Here is a 25,540-nt window from a genome sequence, read left to right as displayed (position 1 = left end):
TGCAGGAATGTTAGTATTAAAAATAAATTAAGGCAATTGAATTAATTTGGATAGGAATATCGCCATGAATAGGATGTTTGGATATAGGCTTAAATATACATCTGACTTTAACGACACACATTTCAAAAAATTTAACTGGGGGAGATTACATGAGTAAAAAGGTGGCACTATCATTTAGTGGTGGAAAGGACAGTTGTCTCGCGTTATACCGATTACAGCAACAAGGGTTTGATGTTGCCTATTTAATTACTACAGTTTGGAAAAAGAATAACGAAACTGTAGCACATGACGAGAATCGTGAGCACATTTTGTTGCAGGCGGAAAGGTTAGGGGTCCCGGTACATTTTATTGAGACAGATTTTGAGACATACACAGAGGACTTTGTTTTAAAACTGAATGAGTTGCGTGAGGGCGATAATATACACGGAATTGCGTTTGGTGATATTTATCTAGCGGGCCATCGCGAATGGGGTGAAAAAGTTGCCGAAGCAGCCAGCTTGGAAGCGATTTATCCATTATGGACAGTGCAAGAAAGTGTATTACGGTTGTTACATCAATTTGTGGAGGTTGGATTTGAGGCTGAGGTTATTAAGGTTGACGAGGCACGACTTCCCGGAACGTGGATTGGGCGAAAAGTGGACGAATCCTTTATAGAAGATATAATTAAGTATGATGATGTGTGCCCAATGGGAGAATCAGGAGAATACCACACGACAGTGAATAATGGGCCTATATTTAAATTTGATAGTTCGGAAATTCAGAGGTCCGGTGAAAAATAGTGAAAACGAAGGAGTGACAGGGACCCCATGAAGGTACTAGCAGTTACAGGATATAAACCGATGGAGCTAAATATTTTTAAGCCGGATGATAAGCGTGTTTCTTTTGTTAAAGCAGCAATCGAAAAGCGGTTAATTGGCTTTATTGAAGAAGGACTGGATTGGGTTATTCTTTCTGGTCAGATGGGAGTGGAATTATGGGCTGGTGAAGTTGTACTCGATTTGAAAGAACGGTATGATATTAAACTCGCAATCATCCCCCCCTTTGAAAATCAGGAAAGTCGCTGGCCTGAGGCAATTCAGCAAGTCTATCAAGAGTTAACAATGACTGCTGACTTCTATCAGCCACTCTATAAAGGAGACTATAAAGGCGCATATCAATTTAAAGCGAAGAATAAATGGCTGGTGGACAAAAGTGATGCATGCCTCATCCTGTTAGATGATGATAATCCGGGCAGTAATCGTTTTTTTCATGAAGAAGCAAGTCAGAGCGGGGAAGATTATCCGATTTTTGTGATTACCCCAACCGACCTCGAGGATATCGTGGAAGAATTGCGGATGATTGACTCGGATTACTGGGAGTGAAATCTCTGATTGGCTCAAATGGACACAGCTTCGGCTCAAGTTCACAATAATTTGGCTCAAATTGTCACACATTCGGCTCAAGTTCACAATTTCTCCGCTCAAATTATTAAAATTTTAAAGCAGGATTTTTAATGTTAAGGTCGAATATTAAGTAATGTATCAAAAGTAAAAAAAGGAAGGTAGTGACTAATTGTTTGTTAAGCCCTTTAAAGTCCCCAAACATATTCTACAAGCAGAAGCTCTTGCTAAAAGAACACCGCTAATTCACCCCAATAAAGAAAAAATCAGAATGAATGCAAAGAACCTCCGAAGCGGATATAGAGGAGAACAGTCATTAGACTTTCTGCTGAGCTTTCTCCCTGAACAAGAATTTTTGATTTTCCATTATATCAGAATCCCCGACAAGCAAGGCCATTTCCAAATTGATATCCTGCTTCTTTCTCTTAAGTTCTTTCTCATTATTGAAGTTAAAAATATATATGACAATATGCATTTTGATGGCATGGGTCAGGCAATCCGCTATAAAAATAATGAAATAGAAGTTTTTACAAATCCCCTTGATCAGGTTAATCTACAGCATAGAAGACTTCTTGAGTGGCTTCGTAAACATGACTTTCCACCAATTCCCATTGAAAAAATTGTAGTATACAGCCAGGATGATACCTTTCTCAAAAATATTATCAACGACCCGATTATTTCTGAAATTGTCATGCATAAGGAAAAAGTACTCCCTAAAATTGAGAAACTGACTGATACACATACGACATACTGCTTCGACGAAGATCAACTAATCGAGTTGTCATATCGTTTACTAGAGGAGCACGAATCTGAGAAGTTCGAGGGGATGAAAAGAAATAATATTTCGGCTGAGGACTTGCTGAAAGGTGTTTTTTGTTCGGATTGCGGGACAGTACCAATGAAATCTAAGGCCGGGAAATGGCGGTGTATAAGTTGTGGTGCTGTATCAAGGACTGCACATCGTCAGGAATTGGCAGATTATGCTTTATTAATAAAAGAGTATATTAATAATCGAGAAGCTAGAGAGTTTTTGCAAATAGGTTCAGGCAGTATTACTAGAAAACTATTGCAAAAGGAGGACTTTGAAAAAGTTGGCAAAGGGAGTGGTATGAGATACAAGATCAACGTTGAAAGATTGATAGAATAATTATGATTGGCTCAAATGGACACAGCTTTGGCTGAAGTTGACAGCAAATCGGCTCAAGTGGACACAAATTCGGCTCAAGTTCACAATTTCCCCGCTCAAGTTCACAATTAAACTTCCGAAATCGCTTCGCTAAACTGCTCAACAGCCCATAACGCAATCAAAAAAAAGCAACTTAGCGTCATGCCAAGTTGCCTTCTCACCAAGATCAATGAGATAGAATAATCATGATCGGCTCCAGCGTAATTCATAATTACGTTCCTTATAAAATCTTAGAACCAGTTCATAGACTCCGGTTTTAAGTTGTGGAAAATGTGTTTTGTTTCCTGATATTCATCAAGGCCTGGTTTACCTAGCTCACGGCCAATTCCGGATTGTTTAAATCCGCCCCATGGTGCATGTGGAAAATATAAATTAAATTCGTTAATCCAAACCGTTCCCATGCGCATTTTAGCAACAGCGCGCTCAGCTTTAGCAATGTCTTTCGTCCAAACACCACCGGCAAGCCCGTAAATGGAATCGTTTGCTAAGTTAATAGCCTCTTCTTCTGTAGTGAATTTTTCCACTGTGATGATAGGACCGAATCCTTCATCCTGTACGACACTCATATCTGTTGTACAGTCAGTTATAACCGTTGGCAGATAGAAGAAACCATCCTGCAGCTTAGGATCTTCAGGGCGTTCGCCGCCAACTGCAATAGTTGCGCCTTCTTTTTTGCCTTTTTCTACATAATTAATTACTTTATTTAAATGTTCTTCTGAAATGAGTGGTCCCATTTGTGTTGTTTCGTCAAAGCCATTGCCTAGTGTAATGTTTTTCACGCGATCAACCAGAGCATTAACAAATTCATCGTGAATGCTTTCTTCGATAATCAGTCGTGTGCCTGCTGAGCAAATTTGACCTGCATGGAAAAATACGGCATTCATTGCCTGGTCGACAGCTGTTTCAAAATCAGCATCGGCAAAAACGACATTAGGGTTTTTACCGCCAAGCTCAAGTGCGATTTTCTTCACATTAACACTTGCCGCTTGCATGATTTTTTTCCCGGTTTCAATTCCACCTGTAAACGAAATCAAATCAACGTCTGTGTTGACCGATAGCTCAGCGCCTACAGTGTTTCCAGCTCCAAGTACCAGGTTTGCTACGCCGCTAGGGACGCCAGCTTCTTCTATTAATTCAAACACTTTAATGGAAGTAAGTGGTGTAATCTCACTAGGCTTCATGATCAGTGTATTGCCTGCTGCCAATGCTGGTGCGAGTTTCCATGATGCCTGTAATAGTGGATAATTCCACGGTGTAATTTGTCCGCATACACCAACAGGTTCCCGGACAACTTTACTCACTGAATTTGGAATAGGGGAGTCAATAATTTCTCCTCCATCTTTATCAGCGGCTTCGGCATAATAACGGAATACGCCAGCAATATCATCCATATCACCGCGGCTTTCTTCCATTGTTTTACCAGTGTCAAGTGACTCAAGTTCTGCTAATTCCTCTCTGTCACGTGCAATGAAATCGGCAATCTTGTAAACGATTTGTCCGCGTTCAGTTGCTGGTGTCGATGACCAAACACCTTGATCAAAAGCTTTTCTTGCAGCAGTGATAGCAGCTTTTGCATCCGTTTCATCACTTTCTGTTACTTGTGCAATAACCTCTTGATTAAATGGATTAATAATATTTCTAACTTTATTTGAGTTGGAATGTACCCATGTTCCATCAATAAATTGTTGTTTAATGGTCAAAGTAGCCCCTCCTTTAATATTTCGTTAAGTTTGTTTAGAAAAAATTTAACACTTCGAACAAAATAAATGTAACACGCCCATATTTTTTTGTCAAAAAGAAGAAATTATAACTATCGGCACAGACTATGTCGCAAATGCTTTATTCGTTATAATTTGATATATATTTTAAAACGTTAACATTAAGTTATTTTATTTAACGTATATGTAAATGAAGCAGAAAAGCCAATTGAAGGTACAAGAAAATGGGTGCAAGAAAACTAGGATAAAAAATAAGAAACGAACCAAGTAAGGAAGCCTAGTTTGAAGCTGGCTTCCTTTTTCTAAGTTTGTTCAGAATTTCGTCCTGAAATAAGTTGCTATCAAGCCTGGCAAGCAAGATAATTCAGCTGAAAAAAGCCGATAGAGTATGTTACACTTTGAGTCTGGGATCGGGACTGTCACTTCCCGTATCTTGTCGGATCATTTTTAAAAAAGGAGTGATTATCATGCGGTTAATCCGTGCTGGAGCTCATTTTTACCTAATTGGCATTATTATTTTAACACTTGGAATTGCACTTACGATTCAATCAGCATTAGGAGCATCGCCGTTTGATGCACTTCTTGTTGGTTTACACAGGACATTTGGATTAACAATTGGAAGCTGGGAAATCGTAGTCGGCTTATCAATGGTACTTTGTAATGCAATAGCAGAGAAAAAAAGACCGGAGTATTTTGCTATAGTAACATCACTTGCCACAGGTATTGGGATTGACACCTGGTTATTTTTGGTGGGAGATTGGATTGTTCCAGTTACATGGCTTGGCCAGTCAATTACTTTAGGGATTGGCATTATTTTAATTGGACTGGGAGTTGCGTTCTATTTGCAATCTGACATCGCTCCAAATCCAATGGATCGTTCCATGTTGATTGTTTCGAATCTGACCGGCTGGAAAGTTACGTATTCACGGGCATTAATAAGCGTGGGTCTAGTTATCGTAGCATTTATATTTAATGGGGCAATTGGAATTGGAACATTGATTAATGCACTTATCTCAGGTGTGCTCATAAGTTTCTTTCTGCCATATGTGAAGGTTTTTAGGAATGATACCAGAGATATAGCTTCTTAATTTTGGACGAATAATCTTTAATCAGGAAAGCCATTTCTGAAAAAATTTGCTGTTAGGTAGATGGTTTGGTCGTTAGTTTGCTTCATTTACCCACCAAACCTTTAAAAGCAGCATCGTGTTCTTTTTTTTTCATCCATCATTCAATTTTACAGTTGGAACAATTCTAACGTGTAATTGATTTTAATATTCTTTTTGTATAGATTGCAATCCTCTTCAAAAACTACGCATGTACATGTAAAGGAGGAATTGAAATGGGTGGAAAACCAAAAGGGCCGAAACAGCAGGAACAGCCAAATTTGCCCAAGAGTCCAAAACAGCCATACGGAGAACCGCTGGAAGGTTCACATAAAGTAAAACAAAAAAATCATTCACGGCAAAAGCACAATCCTCATCATGACATGTAGAATATGTAACTAAAATAACACCCTAATCAAGACGGTTTAGGGTGTTATTTTTTTATTCTCAGTTAAGAAATCCTATCTAACATGGAAATCGAATAATCAGCATATGATCTAAAGAGACTATTCCAGGAGGGTGGAATACAAATGTATTATCGAGTGATGACTGTTACCGGGATATCAAATTTATCTGTTGAGCCAGATGTCGCTGAGGTCCAGTTGGAAGTGGTTACGGAAGGAATGGAGCTGAGTCAGGTACAACAGGAGAACGCCAACACCATGAACCAAGTTATTCAGGCATTATTGCAGCTAGGGATAGCAAGGCAAAATATCCAAACTACTACTTACACTATTAACCCAAAATATGACTATGTCGACGGCACCCAAGTTTTCAGAGGATATGAAGTTACGAATGCGATAACAGTAAAGGTTGAGATGATCGACCAGGCTGGTATTGTCATTGATACTGCTGTGCAAAATGGCATAAACAGAGTGTTGAATATACAATTCACGGTTAAAGATAAGAATATATATTACAAGCAAGCGCTTAGTTCCGCACTAAAGGATGCATACGCCAAAGCACAAACATTGGCTGAAACAATGCAAATAGGCATCGCACCTTATCCGATTAAAATCACAGAAAAAACAAGTGAAGCGCCAATTGCATATAAAGCATATGCCACAATGGAAGCTGTTACACCAATTGAGCCGGGGCAGATAGTTATTAGCGCGACAGTGGAGGCGCAATTTCAGTATTAGTGATGGGACAGCCTGCATGAGTAGTGGCGGGCTTATTTTTTTATGGCATTTTTGCGGAATCGATAAACATCGACATGTAATCGATAAAATAGATAAACATCGACACCAAAACGATAAAGTTCACAAATTTGCCACATCTATTGAACCAAATCAAGCAGAAATCCCCGGGAAAACAGCGAATATATAGGAAAACTAAATAATAAAGGAAGTGCCCCATTGATTGGTAAATCGCTTGATGTCCCCGTATTAATGCTGCAAACCGAAGCACTAAGTTGGCGCCTGGCAGAACATCATTTTAAGAGTAAAGAAGTAAGCAAACATGCAAAAAATCTCCGGGCAGGCTATAATGGCGAAAAATCACTTGCATTCACCTTAAGTTTTCTCCCAGAATCCTCCTATATAATCCTTCACAATCTCCGTATCTATGATGCGAATGGATTTTTCCAAATTGATACGTTGATCCTTTCACCACAATTCCTGCTAATTGTAGAGGTTAAAAATATTGCCGGAACAGTGATATACGATGAGTTTGGGCAAGCTATTCGTGTCACGAAAAAAGGTGAAGAAGATAACCTCGGTAATCACATTGAACAAGTAAACCTTCAACATTTCAGGCTTTTACGTTGGATGAGGGAACATGATTTTTCTACTATACCAATTGAGAAGCTCATCGCATACAGTAACCCCAATACAATTATTAAAAACCTCATGAACAATACAACAGTTTCAGACACAGTTATCCATAAAGAAAGCCTGCTGACCAAGATAGACGATTACTCTTCCATAGATAAATTTGGATGCATGAGCGAGCAGGAACTCCAGTTTTTATCCGCATTCCTGATTAACGCACACACAACAAATAAGGTAGATATCTTAAAAAAATATCAGGTTGAGAGCACAGATATTTTACGAGGCGTTTTTTGCTCTGGCTGCGGATTTCTGCCAATGATCCGAAAAAATGCTAAATGGGTTTGCCATCATTGTGGGGCAACATCCAGGAATGCACACCTGGAGGCGTTATGGCACTATAGTCTGCTTGTGGGTAACACAATAAGTAATCGCCAGGCACGTGAATTTTTGCAGGTTGATGGTATTCAAACTGCACGTAGACTTCTGGTAAAAGAACAATTTAAACAGATTGGAAATACTAGCGGCAGAAGGTATATATTAATATTTTAAGGTAAAATCATAAAGTCCACCATATCAGACCTGGCAGCTAAAATAAGAGTCCATATGCTATCAACTTATGTTAAAATCTACCATAAGGGGAGGGTTTTCATGACGACTGAGGCTATAAAGGATATGAGAAAGAAGCAATTTATCTTTATAAACGCAATATTACTAATCGGTATGACAATTTATGTAGCTATTATGAATTATACTGGATTGAGTACGTCCTACATTTTATTTACGCTTGGCGCTTTCTTGATCGTGCAGTCTTTTTCTAATATCTTAAAAAAGGATTTAACGAAGTCTTGGGTGCCAATTATCGAGCAGGTTAATAAGTATGAGAAAGAGATTATGGGCAAGGAGTGGAAAAAGCAGAATAAAACCACGTATGTAATTAATATTTTCGTGGGCGCCATGATCATGATTCAGGCTTATTTCACGCACGACTTTAGCAGACAGCACCCCATAAGCATTTGGTTCTTTATTACTCTTATCATTTTTTTATTGCTTACTATTAATATAACAACGCTCATACACACATTCAAAGTTGACAATGCGAAAAACACATCTGATTTTAAGGGCTACACATGGAAATTTAACCTAATTGGATTTGTGTTTGGATTGGCCATTGCTGTTGTTATTTTTATACTTGCGATTTCATTTGTTTTATAAAGGATTTAAATTGGGAGGATAATAATGGAAAAGGCATCAATTAAACTAAAGAATCTGGCTAAATCATACAGAAGACAGGAAGCTGTACATAATTTAAATGTGGAAGTTAAAAAAGGAGAGTTGTTTGGATTTCTAGGTCCAAACGGTGCCGGGAAAACGACAACAATTAAGATGCTTACAGGACTTTTGGAGCCAACAAGTGGTTCCGCCTATATAAATGATGTTGATATTTGGAAAACCCCAATTGAGGCAAAGAAGAAAATTGCCTATGTACCGGACCAGCCGAACTTGTATCCGAAACTGACAGGCTGGGACTACCTTGAGTTTATTGCCTCTGTCTTCCAGGTTCCAGAGAAAAAATTTCAATCAAAAGCAAAAGAACTGCTGCAAATTTTCAGTTTAACGGAGCAAGCGAATGATTTAATCGAAAGCTATTCGCATGGAATGAAGCAAAAGATTGCAATATGCGGGGCGCTTGTTCATGAACCAGAAGTACTTTTTCTTGATGAGCCAACAGTGGGCCTTGACCCCAAAAGTGCACGCAGCCTGAAAAACCTGCTTCGTGAACTATGTGATAATGGTATGACGGCCTTTGTATCAACTCATATCCTTGAAATTGCCGAGCAAATGTGTGATCGTGTAGGAATTATTTTAGATGGAAAAATTATTGCGCTCGGGACGATGGATGAACTGAGGAACAGCGGCGGTAATTCAGATCAAAGCCTCGAGGATATTTTCCTTGAATTGACTGGCGGCGAGGATCAACAAGCACTGATTAGTGAAATTACCGATCATGGTGATCCCAAATGATCAAAGTCCTTTTAGATAATCAAAAGAAAATTCTCATCAACACATTTCGCACACAGCCGAGAAAAAACTATATAAGTCACTTTTTCACACTTGCTGTTCTTACAGTGCTATTATATTTTCTGTCGAAAGGGGTTTGGGCGATAGGAGAATCCATTTCTGAGCCAGTATTACATGGAATTTTATCATATGGATTCTTAATGATTATTGGAATTATCATCTTGTTAGGCTTGCCACAAGTATTTAAACATCTGTATTCAGCGACAGACTTAGGATTACTATTTACTTTACCCATCCCAACGCGACATATTTTTTGGGTGAAATATATGCAAAGCTTCATTGGGATTCCGTTACTGGTTTTCACCTTTTTTGTAGTGCCTCTGTTTATTTACGGTATTCTAACCGGGGCAAGTCTGCTGTATTATCCAGTTATGATTCTGGTGGTAACTTCGTTAAACGTTATTGGGCTCTCACTTGCCTACTTATTTAATCTAATTTTGATCCAAGTTGTTCCAGCAAGCAAGGCTAATGAATTCATGACAATAATGAGTGTGTTGTCAGGGATTTTTGTGTACCTAATGTTCATGATTCCCAATTTGGCAAATGATCGGCCATTAACAGAGGTACTATTATCCGGATTGCCATTATTTCCAGATTGGGTTCCCGTCAGCTGGGGCAGTGCTGCAGTCATAAATGCAACAAGTGGCTCAATGGATTTTTTATTACCATTTGCGCTGATCATGTTACTTGCCGTTTTTAGCGTTGTCGTAACTTCATCATTAGTTGAAAAAGGTTTCCGAACGGGCTGGATTCGTTTAAGTGAAGGTGGCGCTAAAAAGAAGAAGAAATCTGTGGCAAAAAAATCAGGACGCAAATTACATCATCCAGTAATCGCCGTTGGGAAAAAAGAATGGTTTGCAATTAAACGTGATATGCGTGAATGGCTAGTCTTTTTACCGCTTATATTCTTTTTCATATTTGGAATTGCCGGATTTGTGACAGGTGGTGCAAGCTTAAGCGATTTGCGAGGGCCAAACAAAATTTCATGGCCGATTGCACAGGCTGCGTTCCTCTTTATTTTTGCAATTTTTAATGGCCAACTTGCTGCCTCATCTATTGCACGGGAGGCTTCATCACTTTGGATTTTGCGTGTGCTTCCATTGTCAGGGAAAAATATTGCATTTGGAAAACTTTGGATCAGCTGGCTGATACCTTTCGCACTGCTAACAGTACTTGAAGTTGCAGTTGGAGCTTTTCTAGGGTGGACCATTTTACAATTCGCCATTGGAATTGCCATGAAAGCTGTTATAACTGTCGGAATTAGTGCAATTGGATTATGGCTTGGAACAATTGGAGCAAAATACAATCCAGCCAATCCACAGAACAGACTTAAATTTGGTACAGCATTTATTTTGTTTATTGCTTCGTATGTCTATCTGTTCATGGCGTTAATTCCATATGTTTTATTAATTGTACCAGTAGATGCAGTTGGATTTTTACAAGATGTAATTCAGGATACAGACGGATTTATTGGTGCGATTGCTAGTGTTGTTTTGACATTATTATCCTGGAAGGCCTCAAGTCCATTAATAGCAGGGATAGCTGGTGTTACACTGATGCTTGTTATTTCATTAGGTGTTGCTTATATGTTTACAATTGCAAGTGCTCGGAAATTTGATAAGGGAATTGAAATTGAAATGGTCCAGGAAACAAATACCAAATCACTGTTTAAAAATAAGAAATCCGGCAGTCTTTATTAGGAGGTAAATTTGTGCACTGGATTGGATTGTTGAATATCTTAATGATACTAATTGAATCGTTTAATGCGATTAATACAAACAAAAAATCAGCATTAAGGTATATGCATGCCATGTTTGCTTAATGTATTTAACATTTTCCATTGCAGCATTCATGAGTAATGTGTGGATTGGTATCTTCGTTGTTTTATTTGGGTTTGTTGGGATTTTTATAAGATCTGAAAAGAGAGAGGCATAATTGTAGCAGACTCTGTTTCCTGTCTAAAATGTAATAAGGACCATCAACTTATATGATTAGTTGATGGTTTTTTAGCTGTTAGTTAAGCAAATAACTTTCTTACTGTATAAGTGAAAATTAGTAAACAAAAAAACGCATTTACTGTTTAATTTTGCATCACGTGAATTGTGAAAATTTTGTGTTATGATAAAATTTACAAGGAGGAATGATGATGGGAATAATTATGTCAATAATACTTTATGCACTAACACTTTACATAGCGTATCTTGTCATTACTGTAGCGGTCAGGCACGGTATCGATAGTTCAGAAGTTGGTAAAGCTCTGAAAGAAAAGCACGGGATACAGGAAGAAAAATTTTATCCGAAGAATGACCTGGATAAGGAGTAGCATGACTTATAAAGCTAAAACACAATATGTATCAGGAACTATTCTGTTTTTGATGGCTCTTACTTTTATCGCATTCAATATTTATTATTTGTTCTTCTTACTTTTGATATTTTTATTGAATTTTATGAGTTCTCAGTTAACTATTGATGACGAAAAAATAACATATAAAACATATATCTTCGCTGTACCTATTTATAAAAAAGAGGTAGCTCCTGTACGGATTACTGAGCTCAAACTAAAGCGAGTTAGTTGGGCAAAGAAATGTGCAGTTATAAAAGTGATAAAAGGTTTGAATATCAGAGTAATCAACTTTCACCCTGAGACTATTTATCAGGATCTAATTCGTTATGCTAAGGACAATGATGTTAAAGTTATCAAAACAAAGGATTATAAGATCTTGGAGAAAATGCACTAACTATAAACCATTTTTTTAAAAGGAGGCTATAATTCTATGAAAATAAGAAAGGCAACCCAACAGGACGCACCACATATAGCAAAGGTACATGTTGATAGCTGGCGTTCTACATACAGAAATATCGTCCCTGATACTTATTTGGAAAAATTGGATTATGATCATCGCACCAAGTTATGGGAACGAAACATGACTAGTAACAGTGTGTTTGTAGCGGAAAATAACGATAGCGAAATTGTTGGGTTTTCAACAGGTGGTAAAGAGAGAGAAGGGAAATACGAAGGCTATGACGGGGAACTTTATGCTATCTATATCTTTGAGGAATACCAGGGCAAAGGTATTGGCAAATTGCTTGTCCAGCCAGTTGCAGAAGCACTGCTGCAAACGGGTATCAACACCATGTTAGTGTGGGTTTTGGAGGACAATGACGCAAAAAACTTTTATGCATCCTTAGGTGGACAAAAACTGGGACATGCAGAATTAGAAATTGATGGAGAAAAACTCAAAGAAACAGCATACGGGTGGTCCAATCTCAGTCAATTTGTGAAAGAGGGATAAAATGAATTTTAAGGAATTTGGTACGATATTATTTGTCGAGCAATACGAGGCGTGCATTAATTTCTATAAAAATGTACTTCAACTTAAAGTTAATTTTGAAAAAGCGGATTTAGTATCATTTAATGTTTCTAATGGTTACCTTATGGTCGAAAGAGGCGGAATTAGTTCGCATAATGAAAAAGGCAGGCAGCAAAATCCGGTTGTACTAAGGTTTGACGTGAACGACGTTGACGAGGCAGTTTCGGCATTGGAAAAGCATGGAGTTTCCTTCTTAAATAAACGTCTTGAATTTGACTGGGGAGTTATTGCAGTATTCCTGGACCCAGATGGAAACAGGATAGAATTGGGACAAATAAAGGAGCGATAGAATGGAGTTCAGTGATTTTTCAGCAGTACAAATAAGAATTGCAAGGCCAACAGATAAATTTGATGAAGTTATTGATTTTTATGAGAAAGGTCTTGGGTTAGAACGATTAACCGACTTTGCGAATCCAGACGGATATACAGGCGTTATATTAGGACTGCCAAATGCAGGTTACCACCTTGAATTCACTAAACATGCTGATGGAAGCCCTTGTCCAGCACCAACAGAAGATAATCTGCTAGTCTTTTATATTCTGGAGACAAGTAAGATGGATTATGTAGCGAACCGATTACATAGTATGGGTTATCCTAGTGTCCCGCCAGAAAATGGTTATTGGAAGGAAAAAGGAGTAACCATTGAAGACCCGGACGGTTGGCGAATTGTTTTAATGAATACGAACGGTATTTAAATTATGGGTTATAGAAAAGGAGGCCTTCTATCAGGTCCTCTCATGAATTACATAGTTTTAAAAATCTCGATAATGCACTGTCCCATTTAACCATTTTGTCATCATGAACCGAATTTAAAAGTTTATGAAAAACAGGTTGCAATCCATAGAAACTTTCTACTCTTTCAAAGATAGATTCTTTTGATTCAATACCTTCGTAGTAGGACAATACCTTTTTCGTGAATTCAGGTCCAAATTCCCAATAGAAACCCGCAAAGTCAAAAGCAGGATCGCCGATTTGTGCATCGGTAAAATCGATAATTCCTGTAACTTCACCCTCATTACAGATGATGTTAGAAGCTGAAAGATCTCCATGAATAACAGTCATTGGATAAGAAAGGGTAGAAAATGTATCTAGAAACCTGGTGAATACGTTTGTAATTGTTCGCTGCTGAAATCCATTTATTTTTGGATAAACTTTCTCTCTTACAGATATAAATAAGCCGTTCCAGTAATCGTATGTATGGAGAGTGCTTAACTTCGGGTGATTCATTTTGTGCAGCTTGGTTAAAAAATCACCAAGAAGCATTGCGTTTCTATCATTAATTAGCTTTTGCTCTAATGGCTGTCCCTTGATGTATTCATAATAAACACATCTTAGTTTATTATTTTCCTCATATAACATTGTGTAATCTGGGATTGTCACGAAGGGTTTATGTCTATTTATTTTCTTCAAAAGCAAGACTTCGGACATGACTCTACTAGCAACTTTGTCATTTTTGGGAAAACGGAAAACAGTATCTTCGTTTACAATAATTATATCGTTATCCCATCCATGTGTATTGCGCCTATAACGATAGATTTTCAATTTTGGTAGTGCTTTTCTAATAAAATAAATCAGTTCTTGTTCCATTATCAGTCTTCCCCTCTAGGTTTAATTTTAGCATAATTAGAGGGAAATCAATGCCGGAAATCGAAACATTATATAGGATAGGGAAAAGGGGATCAACATGGAAATTCAAAAATTAAAATCAAGTGAACCGGTACCAATGATTTTACTTCTTTTAGCGGATCCATCTGAAGATCTTATCCAGGAGTATCTAGAGCAGGGGCAGTGTTATGTAGCAAAAATTGATAATAGATTGATAGGAGTATATATACTTCTGCCAATCAATTCGAACATAATTGAGATTAAAAATATAGCGGTTGAAGAGGGTGAACAAGGGAAAGGTGTCGGCAAACAACTAGTAACACATGCTATTGCGAACGCACGATTACAAGGGTTTACCCATATTGAGGTCGGAACTGGTAACTCGAGTATAAATCAGTTGGCCCTTTATCAGAAATGCGGTTTCAGAATTACTGGAATTGAAAAGGATTTTTTTACAAAAAATTATGAGGAAGAAATTCTCGAGAATGGGATTAGATGCACGGATATGATCCGATTAGAGATTAGCTTGAAGAAATAGGAGGGTTTTACGATGCCGTTTTATGTGCAAAGCGCGATTGTCTTAGGAATTTTGTTCTTTATTTTTATTTTTACTGAGAGCTTCAATCTAACAGGTATACTTCCGATTTTTGAATGGGTTACCAGATATATATTACCGTGGATTGCACTGTACTGGTTTATTGAGTTTGTGAAAATTAAAAGGGTGAAAACGTAAATAATGGATTATGTTAAAGAGTTAAGAGAATTAGTTGGGCACAGACCACTAATATTGCCAGGGGCAGTCGTATTAATTTTAAATGACAAAAATGAATTATTATTGCAGCACAGATCAGATGGCGGTTGGGGATTGCCAGGTGGTCTTATGGAATTGGGAGAAAGCTTGGAAGAAACTGCACAAAGAGAGGTCAAAGAAGAGACCAATTTGACTATTGGCAGTCTAAAGTTACTAGGTATTTTTTCTGGTGAAGAATACTATTTAAAGGTTGCTAATGGCGATGAATTTTACTCCGTAACCGCTGTCTATACAACGGATGAATTTCAAGGTGATATTAAAATAGATAGAACAGAATCTGTAGATGTTCAGTTTTTTCAACTAAACCATCTCCCAAACGATTTACTTGATGTTTACCGAAATTTTATTACCCCTTATATGGACATTTTAAAAGTGGGTAACTAGTAGGATGAAATAGAGTAAGGTATGTAACAGGTATCCGGATTAATGATGACAATCATACAAATAACAGTTTGCATTGGAATTGTTGTGGCGTTAATGGAGTATGAAGAAGAATAGGAATGAGAAGGAGACAAAGGAATGCTTAACTATACAATTTGCTTCATAAAAAAAGGAGACAAAATTCTTTTGCTGAACAGAGAGTCTCCTGCGTGGATGGGGATGTGGAATGGGGTAGGTGGAAAGGTAGAGAATAATGAAACTGCCCATGATTGCATCCTGCGCGAAATAAACGAAGAAACAGGTATAAATGAACCAAAAAATATTATGTACAAAGGTACTGTATGTTGGGAAGCGGATGGCAAGGATCTTGGTGGTATGTATGTGTTCATTGCAGAGCTTCCAGAATCATATAATTATACTACACCGAAGAGTACTGACGAAGGAATATTGGATTGGAAAAAACTTTCATGGGTACTGCATGATGAAAATTTTGGTGTGATCGAAAACATAAAATATTTTTTACCGAAAATGCTTGATGAGCAGAATACATTTAGTTATCGATTTGTATATAAAGATACGAAAATAATTGATGTCATATCGGAGCCATTGGAGCAATCTGTAACATAGGCTGGAGATGTTTTCATTAAAGGAGCGAGTACAATGTTTACGTTAATCTTCTACGGGTTTGTACTGATCACATTGATAGCAGTCGTTTTGGCTGTTAAAGGCGAGCCTAAAATGTATTGGGTTTGTGCCTTATGCACTTATATTTTCAGCTTTTTGGGCGGCTTTTCAATCGGTCAGCTAACAGTCGGATTGACGTTCGTATTCATCGTTTTGGCTTTGGCGCATTCATTTAACTTGGTAAAAAGTGGACTTCACTATGTTGCATTTTTAGTCCTTGGATTCTTAATCGGCGGGATAATGGTAGTCTATGTTGATGATGCGTGGCTATTTTTTCCGTTTAGTATATTAAGTTAACCAACAAACTTGTTTGATTTCCTCTATTAAAAGGAATACTACCTGTGAATGATTACTTAATGGAGGAATTGAAAAAATGGGAAAACTTATAAGAAGATTGATAAAATATGGGCCAATTATTTATCCAATGGTTAGAAAATTTATGAACAAGCGTAAAAATAAAAGTTATAGTCGTTAAATTAATTAATATGGGCTGCCCAGACGGGTGGCTTTTTTTGTCAGTTAAGAAAGATCATTACTTTCTTATTGCATAAGTGCAACTAAGGCTTACGCTTCTAAGAAAGCAAAATATGCTAATCCCTTTAACGATAAGCCAAGTTCTATAAGTATTGCTGCTGTTTACGTCATAAAAATACTTCTTTTGGTTAAATTAAAATTACTATGAAAGGAGTGTTTTTTAATGCGGACAATCATGTTTTTTCTTATGTCTCTTTTTCTTTTTCTTATCGTATTCACATCTAGTGCTACTGCCCAAGGGAAAGATACTTATACAGTGAAATGGGGTGACACACTGTGGGAGATTTCACAGAGCTACCGAATTGGTTTATCCGAGATTATTAATGCTAATCCGCAATTTAATAATCCTGATTTGATTTATCCCGGTGATAAAGTAACAATCCCATTAAAAAGAGATGTTAAAACAGTTGAGCGTCAAGTCGTTACAATAACAAATCAATATAGGAGAAACAATGGGTTATCTACTGTGAAAATAGATTGGCAATTATCAAGGGTTGCCCGCTATAAATCCAGAGATATGCGTGATCAAGATTATTTTTCACATAATTCACCAACATATGGCTCTCCGTTTAATATGATGAAGGACTTTAATATATCCTATACACGAGCATCCGAAAACATTGCAGCTGGTCAAAGCTCCCCTAGGTCTGTAGTTAGTTCGTGGATGAATAGTTCGGGGCATCGTAAAAATATTTTGGATCCTAATGTCACACACATAGGTATAGGTTACGCTGAAGGAGGGAGTAAATCAACTTATTGGACGCAAATGTTTATAAAAAAATAATCAAGCAAAACCTTAGTGGAACATAAATTACTAAGGTTTTTATGTTATAGTAATACAAAATAAATGATGATAGAATGTGTTCAGAAATTGAGCAAGTATAAATGTTAAGGGGTTTACGAAATGATAGTAGAACACGATAAAGGCTTGCTTCTCATGCGTCATGATAGCTTGGGGGAGCGTAATTGGAGAAGTGACGATTGCTATAAGCTGATTTTTTCACCACATGGAAAAGGACTGTATCAAACAAATCAGCGTGATATATCAATTGATGCTGGTAGTTCTTTAATTTTAAATCCAGGCCAGGAGCATAAACAGCTTCATGTCACCGAAGAGAAGTTTTTAGTAGAGGTGGAGCAACTCTTGTTGCGTGAAGTCGCGGAACAGCTAGGTTTTAAACTAACTGATCCGGAATTCGCATTATTACCTTCTATAAACCCGCAAATCGTGAACTGGATATCCTTTATTCGTGAATACATAACTGTTTCATCCAATGAATTATTTATCGAAAACAGTCTTACCCAGCTTGCCATACTTATGTTACAAAACAGTCCTGGTTCACACTCTAATGATTTACCGGTGTCTGGTGAACTAGAGAATGTAACCAATGCTTTAAAGGAGAGCTATGATGAGAACTGGACACTTGCTGAAATGGCTAAGCAGTCTGGGATAAATAAATATCAGTTTGCACATATGTTTAAAAAACAAACAGGCTTATCTCCATATTCGTGGCTCCAACTTTACCGTCTGATAAAGAGTCAGCAACTTCTTATTCAAACGGGAGAGTCGATTCTGTCAATTGCATTCAAAGTAGGATTCAAAAATATCTCTTCCTATAATAATCTATTTAAGAAAGTTTATGGGAGAACGCCAACTGAGTTTCGCATGTTTTATCGTAATAGTAAGTAGTACTGCAATGCTTACTATTACGATTATTATGCCACTTCCAATCATTAGCCATTGAATCGGAACAAAGTATACAAGCATCCCATAAAACAGGAGTGAGATAGTATTTGCCAGGTAAAGCAGGAATGCATTAGAACTGAATGCACGCCCAAGTTTATTTTCAGGAACAAGTGACTGAATCAGGTATACTCTGGCAAGACTGGAAATTGGCAACCCAATGCCCACGAGGATTGCACCGATAAAGAAATGTTCAATCTGATAAAATATACCATAGTATGTAATGCCAGCTCCCCAGATGAAAGCCCCTGTCAGATAGATTTTCATCGTCATTTTTTTAATGAAATATGGAATTGCAATGTTTGTTAAAATAACAGCCCCGCCAAATACTCCTTGAAGAATAGCGTATAATTCCTCACTTTTACCACTCAATTGTGAAAGTGCAAGTAACAGCCCAACTTCCCATACCCACGTGTTAAAGAATACGATTAAAAACGTAATAGTAAATAGTTGCCTAATGGTGATGTTTCGTTTAGCCCAAGTGAAGAATTCCGCTATAGCAAAGAAAACACCTTTGACAGACTTGTTCACTTCTTGTTTAATTTCCGTGAAATGTACTTGAAGCAGACAAATGACACTGATTAAATAGGTTAGCGCATCTATAATGAAAAAATAAATAGTACCATATGTTAACAGCCAAACTGAAATGACCGGGCTTAGAACCGTAACACCACGCCCCAGGGTATCGTTCAAACTGTTCGTTAGCGAGCGTTCCTCGGGCTCAGTAATAATTGGTAAAATAGCCCGGTGTGTTGGATTGAAAAAGCAGCCGATCGTTTGAATAGCAAAGCTAACAATGAGTAAGTAATAATAATCCAACAGATTGAAACGATGTAATAGAAAAATTGAAAAGATAAGTGGTATACGCAATAGGTCAAGCGTAATTAATAGTTTTTTCCTCGGCAGCCAATCAGCAACCACCCCTCCAATTAAGCCAAATAAAAGATATGGCGCCGTCTCTGCGATTGCCATTGCCGTAGTATATATAGTTGATTCTGTAATCTCATACGCGAGAAATAGAAACGCCATCCCGGATAACATATCACCCAAACGAGATATCCCACCACCAATTAAATAGTACCGAATGTTCTTGTTTTGCAGCAGTTCTTTATACATGTTTTTCACCTCTACTAGTACTTTACCAATAGCAGAAGAACACGTCTTATTGTATATTGCTAAAAAAACAAGCAATATTCTACTATAATAATCGTTACCAAAAGCAAAAAAGTGTCATTAATTTTTTTAAAAAATTAATGACACTTTTTGTGGCTAGCATTCGATAGTACTATAAAGATACACACTTATTGTAGGAAATTGTGAACCACGAAAACATCAGTCTTCTAATAAAAACGAGAATGCTGAAGCCCGTTATAATCCCAAATCCTCAATTTGATTTTTAAGCTTTGTGATATTATCGATGGTCTTATAAATTTCGGATTGCTTCAACTGTTCGATTGTTACTTCGCCGTCCTGTAAAATCTTATTCGTAGCATCAAGCAGCACTTGGCTCTTGTTTTCTAATTCTTTATGAATATCTTTGGCCATTGATGGAGGTTCTATTTCCATAAAGTCCTTGATCGTACCCTTTAGTGATTCCAATCTGGACTTAAGTTCTTGCCCTTCAAGATTAGGTGCTTCTTCTGCAAAAGTGCTTAGCTCATTTATATACTCGGTTGTTTCCGTTGCATAGTTCAACGAATCATTTGCTTCCTGTAGAAAAGAACATCCGCTAAGTATTAAGATTGTTACCATGATTAGCGAAATAATTAATTTTTTCATATAACTCTCCTTTCAATTATTCTGCATATAACATAACATGGAATATATGTTATGTCTTGTTATTGGAGTTGGACCCTAATGCAAATAAATCATCTACTGTTTTCAGTTTCAAATTTGAATCAGTCAATAAAATTTTACGAAGAGGTTTTTAACGCGAAACTTTTAGTGAAAGGGAAAAATACAGCCTACTTTGACCTGGATGGATTATGGCTGGCATTGAATGTTGAAGCAAACATCCCGCGAAACGAAATACATGAATCCTATACACATATGGCATTTTCCATTGAGGAAGACAAATTTGATGAAATGTATGCAAAGCTGGAGCGGCTTAACGTAAATATTATATCGGGCCGTCCAAGAGACGAGCGGGACAAGAAGTCTATTTATTTTACAGACCCAGATGGGCACAAGTTCGAATTTCATACAGGAACTTTGCAGGACAGAATCGATTATTATAGACAGGAAAAGTCGCACATGGAATTTTTTGATTAAAGCAGAAGGAAAGAGGTCACAACATGCAATTATTTATAAAAAATATGGACGAAGAACGGGCAGTCGAAGCACTTAATTGGAGATATGCTGAACCGTATGATCTTTATAATAATGCGTTGACTAATGACACTTTGCAGGAATTTTTGGGAGGATCATATCACGCAATAGTTGATCAGGATAACGAATTATTTGGTTATTTTTGTATAGGTGGACCAGCCCAAGTACCGCCTGGCAGGAAAGTGGGCGCATATGATGAAGATATGCTGGATGTAGGGTTTGGGATGAAGCCCAGTCGTACTGGACAAGGGTTTGGCTTTGAATTTTGCTCATTCATTTTTTCATACATTCAAGAAAACTATAATGATTCACATCATCGACTAACAGTAGCAACATTTAACGAACGAGCCATTCATCTTTATGAAAAGTTGGGATTTGTAAAACGAACAGAATTTGACACTGACACGACAAGCTTTATAACGATGGTGAGGGAGGCTAAATAAAAAGCCTTCTTTACAAAGTCATCTAATTTTGATAATCTATCTTTTAACTAAATCGGAAAGATGCGTTGATGAGAAGAGTAAATATGTTTCATTCTTTAAAGAGAGCTCCAGACGCTGAAAAGGAGCAGGAATGACCATGTTGAAGCAAGGCTCTGAGCATCACATTGGAACCAAAAGGGGATAGTGTGACAGGTGCTCCTGTTATAGGGCTAGGGTATACGTATGTTCATACCGTACCTGATAAGTTTGATATGGTGACATATTGATAAACTGGGGTGGCACCGCGATGCGCGTTAACTCGTCCTCAAGATTAATTTCTTGAGGGCGAGTTTTTTATTTGGCAGTTAAGAAAGTATAAATCCTTTCTTACTGCATAAGTGCAATTAAGGCTTATCTACATTAAGGATTGGCGATAAGCCAAGTTTTCTAAGCAAAGGAGTGAGGAATGATGAAATTAGAAAAATGGAAATATACCGCAATCCTATTATTCGGTATAGGTGTATCTAATATAGGAGAATGGATTTTCTTAATCGCATTAAATTTAATAGTACTGGATATGACAGGATCCCCATTAGCTGTGGTTGCACTATATATTCTGAAACCAGTGGCAACAATCTGTACAAATAGTTGGTCTGGCAGTTTAATAGACCGTCTTAACAAAAGAAACCTAATGATATTTTTGGATATCTTTCGGGCTGTGGTTATTGCCATATTACCTGCATTTTCAACGGTTTGGCTTATTTACTTTTGTGTGTTCTGTATCAATATGGCTAGTTCCATATTTGAGCCAACATCGATGACATATATAACAAAATTGATTCCAATTGAACAGCGGAAACGGTTCAATTCGCTGCGCAGCCTGATTGATTCAGGAGGTTTCCTCATTGGTCCAGCGATAGCCGGTCTGTTGTTTATCATTGGAACTCCCCACTTCGCCATTTTTATCAATGCAATCGCGTTATTCTTGTCAGGTCTTATCACATTGCTCATGCCTAACCTTGAAAAAAATAGAATCATCCATCAGGAAAAGTTTTCTTTAGAAGCACTAAAAAAAGACTGGTTTGCTGTGTTGCACTTCAGTCATCGGAATGTCTCTGTAATGATAATTTACTTTCTGTTTAGTAGTATGATGGTGATGGCTACGGCGATAGATTCACTCGAGGCAGCATTTGCAAAAGAGGTTCTGGGCTTAACGGATGGAAAATACGGGTTTCTTGTGAGTATTGCCGGAGCAGGAATTGTTGTGGGAGCAATAATAAATGCTGTTTCTGTAAAGAAAATTTCTGTAGCGTTGTTAATTGGAGCAGGATCATTGTTTGTTTCTATTGGCTATATTATCTATGCGTTCTCCGGTGGTTATCTCGTAGCGGCTGTAGGATTCTTTATCCTTTCCTTTTCACTGGCATTCGCCAATACAGGCTTCTACACATTTTATCAAGACAATATTCCAGTCGAAGTCATGGGCAGAATTGGCAGTGTTTACGGGCTGGCAGAAGCAATATTAATTATCGTGATGACTTCAGTGATGGGTGTTGCAGCGCAATTGATCTCGATTCAGGTTGTTGTGATTGCTGGGGCATTTATTATGTTGGTGGTGACAGGACTTTTGTTTATGTATAATTTAGGGTCTTTTCGTAAGTTTTGCAGCTTTTAATCTTAAACTACTTAGTAATATGGAAAAATAATCAACCGGGTCTCATAACACCGATGAGTGACCGTTTCACGCAATATAAACAGCGTTAGTGCTCTCATAACCCCGATGAAGACACGTTTCGCGCTATTTGGGCAGAATTCGGGTTCTCATAACCTTGATGAGTGAGCCCATGTCTAATTTTATATCAACTGGGCTTGGAAAAAGCACAATCGTTTAAAATACAGCCATAATTAAAACCAAACAAACAGATCCGTTCCCTAATAATAGATATTAAATTTACAAGGTATTCTGAATATTTGTGTTAAACTATATCTAGAATTTGTGATAGTAATAAGAAGGTGGTTTTTATTAATGGGAAAATATCATTCTGTGATAATTGGCCAAGGGAAACCTTTGATTTTTCTTCCTGCATTAGGATTCTCGGGAAATGAGGGTTTGAATATAGCAGAATCATTGGCTGGAAGTTATGAATGCCATTTGTTGGATCTACCAGGATTGGGTAAGAGTGATGGATTAAAAGGCAGCGTATCAATGCTTGATATAGCTTCCTGGGTAAAACAGTACGCTGACCAAACAAGTTAGAGGATGTTACTCTTGTCGGACATTCAATAGGAGGTGGCATTGCAATGTGTTTTGCATCTGTATACCCAGAGTATGTAAACAGAATAGTATTGTTAGATCAAGGACACCTAAAATTACCCAGATTTCCTATAAGTGAATTTGGCCTTTTTGGCTATGTAATACCAGTTATCAGCTTGATGGAAAGACTACTTGGAGACAAACTAATTAAACGGATTAAGATGTTTTTTATTTCGGATGATGATAATAATTCATCAAATACAAATGAAAAACAACTAAGGGATTTTTGTGAAAAGTTTAAACTAGAAGAATCTGACTATATAAATAAAGCCTTAATGGAAGAAGTGCCTTTTACTGGTGAAGGTCTACGTTTTATGTTCGGTTATTATCGTCTGAATTTGCCTAAAATACTCCAGAAAATTAGCCGCCCTTGTCTTTTAATATACGCATCCTTCAAAGATATTGATGAAGAAAGAGCACGTATAACAGATAATGCAGTTAACAAACTTAATCCAACTAGTAATCTGAAACTATTCAAAATAGACAGCCATCACTACGTACATTGGGCAGATGAAAAATGCTTAGTTGAGATAAAAGAATTTTTAGGTTATCCTCAAAACGAAATATTAGAAGGCTAAAAAATACTATTAACAGGCAGTTTGAGAATGTATGGGAGAGTGGGAAGAATGATTAAGGCTGTCTTATTTGATTTAGATGGAACTCTGCTGAATCGTGATGAATCAGTAAAAATGTTTGTTGATAAGCAATACGAACGATTATATCAATGGTTAAGCCATGTACCAAAAGACAAATACATAGCAAGATTCATAGGGCTTGATAATCAAGGATACGTTTGGAAAGATGCCGTATATCAACAGTTAGTTGATGATTTTAATATTACAGGAATAACGTGGGAAGATTTGCTCCAGGATTATATCAGCCAATTTAAAAACAGCTGTGTTCCTTTCCCTAATCTTATTAATATGTTAGAAAAATTGAGAAACAGCAATCTTGTTCTTGGAATGGTTACAAATGGCAAAGGGCAATTTCAAATGGATAATATAAGGTCATTGGGTATTGAAGACTACTTTGAAACAATTCTTATATCCGAATGGGAAGGCATGAAAAAGCCTGACCCTCAAATTTTCAATAAAGCCCTGGATAAACTTAACGTTTCATCCACTGAAGCTATGTTTATTGGCGACCATCCAGAAAAAGATGTAAAAGCTGCTCAAAATGCAGGCATGAAAGGTGTTTGGAAAAGAGATGGTAAAGGGTCTGATATTGAAGCAGATCTTAAAGTTGATGATTTGAAGGAAATACCTTTAATTATACGTGAATTAAATAACAATAGTTTATCTGATTTAGCCAGTAGAGTGTTGAAATAAACCATAAATTTTATTGCTTATCCCAGTTCCATGTTAACCAAATCATAAAGAAATTAAGTCTTTAAGCTAATGATTAAAAATTTTCAGGGGAAGGTGTTCAAAATGAGTTATAAATGGTTAGAATGGGCAAAAAAAATTCAATCAATCTCTCAATCAGGGCTATCGTTTTCAAATGATATGTACGATATTGAAAGGTATGAAGAACTGCGAAAGATTAGTACTGAGATAATGGAGCAATATACTGATTTGGAAATGGAAAAAATAGAGGGGTTGTTCACAAATGAAACAGGTTATCAAACCCCTAAAGCAGATGTACGTGGAGCTGTTTTTAATGATGGTAAAATTTTAATGGTACGGGAAAAAATTGATGATAAATGGTCATTACCGGGAGGCTTTTGTGATATTGGGTTATCACCTTCTGAAAATATTATTAAAGAGGTTAAAGAGGAGTCAGGTTATGATGTCATCGCCAAAAAATTAGTTGCACTGTTAGATATGAATAAACATTCTCATCCACCTCAACCTTATCATTATTACAAGATATTTATTCAATGCGAATTAATCGGAGGGCAAGCAGAAATTGGGATAGAAACGAAAGATGTACGGTTTTTTTCTGAAAACAATCTCCCTAAACTCTCAACTGGGAGAAATACAGAAACCCAGATAAAAATGCTTTTTGATTATTTAAGAAATCCTAGTAAATTATCACTAGTTGATTAGATTTTCTGTACTTCAAGGTGATCCTGACAGAATATGAAAACGCAAATAATAATTATTGAAA

General features: G+C 37.1%; 33 protein-coding genes and 1 other annotated feature. Of the genes, 29 read left to right on the top strand and 4 right to left on the bottom strand.

Features of this window, described 5'->3' with window-relative positions:
- Positions 1-149 precede the first annotated feature (149 nt).
- From ACTWQM_RS16195 to ACTWQM_RS16185, 3 genes are all read left to right on the top strand, one after another.
- Positions 150-779 (top strand): diphthine--ammonia ligase, encoded by a 630-nt coding sequence (locus tag ACTWQM_RS16195; protein WP_443259214.1) that lies wholly within the window; start codon positions 150-152, stop codon positions 777-779.
- Positions 780-806: 27 nt separating this feature from the next.
- Entirely contained in the window at positions 807-1,361 is a 555-nt protein-coding gene (locus ACTWQM_RS16190; RefSeq protein ID WP_443259213.1) for an SLOG family protein, read from the top strand.
- Between the two features lie 289 nt (positions 1,362-1,650).
- Positions 1,651-2,526: an NERD domain-containing protein gene (locus ACTWQM_RS16185; protein ID WP_443259212.1), complete on the top strand. Its 876-nt coding sequence runs from the start codon at positions 1,651-1,653 to the stop codon at positions 2,524-2,526.
- Positions 2,527-2,795: 269 nt separating this feature from the next.
- Here the strand turns inward: ACTWQM_RS16185 and betB are convergent, their stop codons facing one another.
- A complete protein-coding gene (betB, locus tag ACTWQM_RS16180) occupies positions 2,796-4,265 on the bottom strand; it encodes a betaine-aldehyde dehydrogenase (RefSeq protein WP_443259211.1) in 1,470 nt (489 codons plus the stop codon).
- 485 nt (positions 4,266-4,750) lie between these two features.
- Between betB and ACTWQM_RS16175 the strand changes: the two genes are divergently transcribed.
- The 12 genes from ACTWQM_RS16175 to ACTWQM_RS16120 all read left to right on the top strand — a co-directional run bounded on the left by ACTWQM_RS16175 (position 4,751) and on the right by ACTWQM_RS16120 (position 13,303).
- Positions 4,751-5,371 (top strand): YczE/YyaS/YitT family protein, encoded by a 621-nt coding sequence (locus tag ACTWQM_RS16175; protein ID WP_443259210.1) that lies wholly within the window; start codon positions 4,751-4,753, stop codon positions 5,369-5,371.
- A gap of 251 nt (positions 5,372-5,622) precedes the next feature.
- A complete protein-coding gene (locus ACTWQM_RS16170; protein WP_092493287.1) occupies positions 5,623-5,775 on the top strand; it encodes a small acid-soluble spore protein P in 153 nt (50 codons plus the stop codon).
- 141 nt (positions 5,776-5,916) lie between these two features.
- Positions 5,917-6,528: an SIMPL domain-containing protein gene (locus tag ACTWQM_RS16165; RefSeq protein ID WP_443259209.1), complete on the top strand. Its 612-nt coding sequence runs from the start codon at positions 5,917-5,919 to the stop codon at positions 6,526-6,528.
- 216 nt (positions 6,529-6,744) lie between these two features.
- The gene (locus ACTWQM_RS16160; protein WP_443259208.1) at positions 6,745-7,707 is read left to right on the top strand and encodes a nuclease-related domain-containing protein; all 963 of its coding nucleotides are present in this window, start codon (positions 6,745-6,747) and stop codon (positions 7,705-7,707) included.
- 99 nt (positions 7,708-7,806) lie between these two features.
- Positions 7,807-8,370 (top strand): hypothetical protein, encoded by a 564-nt coding sequence (locus ACTWQM_RS16155; RefSeq protein ID WP_443259207.1) that lies wholly within the window; start codon positions 7,807-7,809, stop codon positions 8,368-8,370.
- A 24-nt stretch (positions 8,371-8,394) separates the two neighbouring features.
- Complete coding sequence (locus ACTWQM_RS16150) at positions 8,395-9,180, top strand: ABC transporter ATP-binding protein (protein WP_443259206.1); 786 nt, start codon at positions 8,395-8,397, stop codon at positions 9,178-9,180.
- On the top strand, positions 9,177-10,937 hold the full coding sequence (locus ACTWQM_RS16145) for a putative ABC transporter permease subunit (protein ID WP_443259205.1): 1,761 nt from the start codon (positions 9,177-9,179) through the stop codon (positions 10,935-10,937). Before ACTWQM_RS16150 ends, ACTWQM_RS16145 begins: the two co-directional genes overlap by 4 nt.
- A gap of 446 nt (positions 10,938-11,383) precedes the next feature.
- Positions 11,384-11,560: a hypothetical protein gene (locus ACTWQM_RS16140; RefSeq protein ID WP_443259204.1), complete on the top strand. Its 177-nt coding sequence runs from the start codon at positions 11,384-11,386 to the stop codon at positions 11,558-11,560.
- Position 11,561: 1 nt separating this feature from the next.
- Positions 11,562-11,975, top strand: coding sequence for a diguanylate cyclase (locus tag ACTWQM_RS16135; protein ID WP_443259203.1), 414 nt, complete (start codon positions 11,562-11,564; stop codon positions 11,973-11,975).
- A gap of 36 nt (positions 11,976-12,011) precedes the next feature.
- A complete protein-coding gene (locus ACTWQM_RS16130) occupies positions 12,012-12,530 on the top strand; it encodes a GNAT family N-acetyltransferase (protein WP_443259202.1) in 519 nt (172 codons plus the stop codon).
- A 1-nt stretch (position 12,531) separates the two neighbouring features.
- Positions 12,532-12,897, top strand: a complete 366-nt coding sequence (locus tag ACTWQM_RS16125; RefSeq protein ID WP_443259201.1) for a VOC family protein — start codon at positions 12,532-12,534, stop codon at positions 12,895-12,897.
- Between the two features lies 1 nt (position 12,898).
- Positions 12,899-13,303, top strand: a complete 405-nt coding sequence (locus ACTWQM_RS16120) for a VOC family protein (protein WP_443259200.1) — start codon at positions 12,899-12,901, stop codon at positions 13,301-13,303.
- A 40-nt stretch (positions 13,304-13,343) separates the two neighbouring features.
- On the opposite strand, the gene ACTWQM_RS16115 is transcribed toward ACTWQM_RS16120, so the two are convergent.
- On the bottom strand, positions 13,344-14,195 hold the full coding sequence (locus tag ACTWQM_RS16115) for a phosphotransferase family protein (RefSeq protein ID WP_443259199.1): 852 nt from the start codon (positions 14,193-14,195) through the stop codon (positions 13,344-13,346).
- A gap of 97 nt (positions 14,196-14,292) precedes the next feature.
- Between ACTWQM_RS16115 and ACTWQM_RS16110 the strand changes: the two genes are divergently transcribed.
- From ACTWQM_RS16110 to ACTWQM_RS16080, 7 genes are all read left to right on the top strand, one after another.
- A complete protein-coding gene (locus ACTWQM_RS16110) occupies positions 14,293-14,751 on the top strand; it encodes a GNAT family N-acetyltransferase (protein ID WP_443259198.1) in 459 nt (152 codons plus the stop codon).
- 12 nt (positions 14,752-14,763) lie between these two features.
- Complete coding sequence (locus ACTWQM_RS16105) at positions 14,764-14,946, top strand: hypothetical protein (RefSeq protein ID WP_443259197.1); 183 nt, start codon at positions 14,764-14,766, stop codon at positions 14,944-14,946.
- Between the two features lie 3 nt (positions 14,947-14,949).
- Positions 14,950-15,408: an NUDIX hydrolase gene (locus tag ACTWQM_RS16100; protein WP_443259196.1), complete on the top strand. Its 459-nt coding sequence runs from the start codon at positions 14,950-14,952 to the stop codon at positions 15,406-15,408.
- A gap of 135 nt (positions 15,409-15,543) precedes the next feature.
- On the top strand, positions 15,544-16,032 hold the full coding sequence (locus ACTWQM_RS16095) for an NUDIX hydrolase (protein WP_443259195.1): 489 nt from the start codon (positions 15,544-15,546) through the stop codon (positions 16,030-16,032).
- Positions 16,033-16,065: 33 nt separating this feature from the next.
- Positions 16,066-16,386 (top strand): hypothetical protein, encoded by a 321-nt coding sequence (locus tag ACTWQM_RS16090; protein ID WP_443259194.1) that lies wholly within the window; start codon positions 16,066-16,068, stop codon positions 16,384-16,386.
- A 400-nt stretch (positions 16,387-16,786) separates the two neighbouring features.
- Positions 16,787-17,407, top strand: a complete 621-nt coding sequence (locus tag ACTWQM_RS16085) for a CAP domain-containing protein (protein WP_443259193.1) — start codon at positions 16,787-16,789, stop codon at positions 17,405-17,407.
- Between the two features lie 120 nt (positions 17,408-17,527).
- Positions 17,528-18,313: a helix-turn-helix domain-containing protein gene (locus tag ACTWQM_RS16080; protein ID WP_443259192.1), complete on the top strand. Its 786-nt coding sequence runs from the start codon at positions 17,528-17,530 to the stop codon at positions 18,311-18,313.
- On the opposite strand, the gene ACTWQM_RS16075 is transcribed toward ACTWQM_RS16080, so the two are convergent.
- Entirely contained in the window at positions 18,248-19,483 is a 1,236-nt protein-coding gene (locus tag ACTWQM_RS16075) for an MFS transporter (protein ID WP_443259190.1), read from the bottom strand. The two genes, ACTWQM_RS16080 and ACTWQM_RS16075, sit on opposite strands and share 66 nt — an antisense overlap.
- 252 nt (positions 19,484-19,735) lie before the next feature.
- Entirely contained in the window at positions 19,736-20,146 is a 411-nt protein-coding gene (locus tag ACTWQM_RS16070) for a DUF6376 family protein (protein ID WP_443259189.1), read from the bottom strand.
- 51 nt (positions 20,147-20,197) lie between these two features.
- Here ACTWQM_RS16070 and fosM point away from each other — a divergent pair, with 51 nt between their 5' ends.
- The 7 genes from fosM to ACTWQM_RS16035 all read left to right on the top strand — a co-directional run bounded on the left by fosM (position 20,198) and on the right by ACTWQM_RS16035 (position 25,479).
- On the top strand, positions 20,198-20,638 hold the full coding sequence (gene fosM / locus ACTWQM_RS16065) for a FosM family fosfomycin resistance protein (protein WP_443259188.1): 441 nt from the start codon (positions 20,198-20,200) through the stop codon (positions 20,636-20,638).
- 23 nt (positions 20,639-20,661) lie between these two features.
- The gene (locus ACTWQM_RS16060) at positions 20,662-21,138 is read left to right on the top strand and encodes a GNAT family N-acetyltransferase (RefSeq protein ID WP_443259187.1); all 477 of its coding nucleotides are present in this window, start codon (positions 20,662-20,664) and stop codon (positions 21,136-21,138) included.
- Between the two features lie 56 nt (positions 21,139-21,194).
- Positions 21,195-21,447, top strand: a binding site (T-box leader).
- Between the two features lie 139 nt (positions 21,448-21,586).
- Positions 21,587-22,792, top strand: coding sequence for an MFS transporter (locus ACTWQM_RS16055; protein WP_443259186.1), 1,206 nt, complete (start codon positions 21,587-21,589; stop codon positions 22,790-22,792).
- Positions 22,793-23,143: 351 nt separating this feature from the next.
- Entirely contained in the window at positions 23,144-23,374 is a 231-nt protein-coding gene (locus ACTWQM_RS16050; protein ID WP_443259185.1) for an alpha/beta fold hydrolase, read from the top strand.
- A gap of 44 nt (positions 23,375-23,418) precedes the next feature.
- Entirely contained in the window at positions 23,419-24,009 is a 591-nt protein-coding gene (locus ACTWQM_RS16045; RefSeq protein WP_443259184.1) for a hypothetical protein, read from the top strand.
- 48 nt (positions 24,010-24,057) lie between these two features.
- Entirely contained in the window at positions 24,058-24,759 is a 702-nt protein-coding gene (locus ACTWQM_RS16040; protein WP_443259183.1) for an HAD family hydrolase, read from the top strand.
- 102 nt (positions 24,760-24,861) lie between these two features.
- A complete protein-coding gene (locus tag ACTWQM_RS16035; RefSeq protein ID WP_443259182.1) occupies positions 24,862-25,479 on the top strand; it encodes an NUDIX hydrolase in 618 nt (205 codons plus the stop codon).
- Positions 25,480-25,540: the final 61 nt, after the last annotated feature.

Origin of the sequence: Virgibacillus sp. L01 (assembly GCF_052246775.1) — a bacterium.
Classification (GTDB): domain Bacteria; phylum Bacillota; class Bacilli; order Bacillales; family Amphibacillaceae; genus Lentibacillus.
The sequence above is the reverse complement of the archived record's forward strand: the minus strand, read 5'-3'. Positions and strand labels throughout refer to the sequence as shown.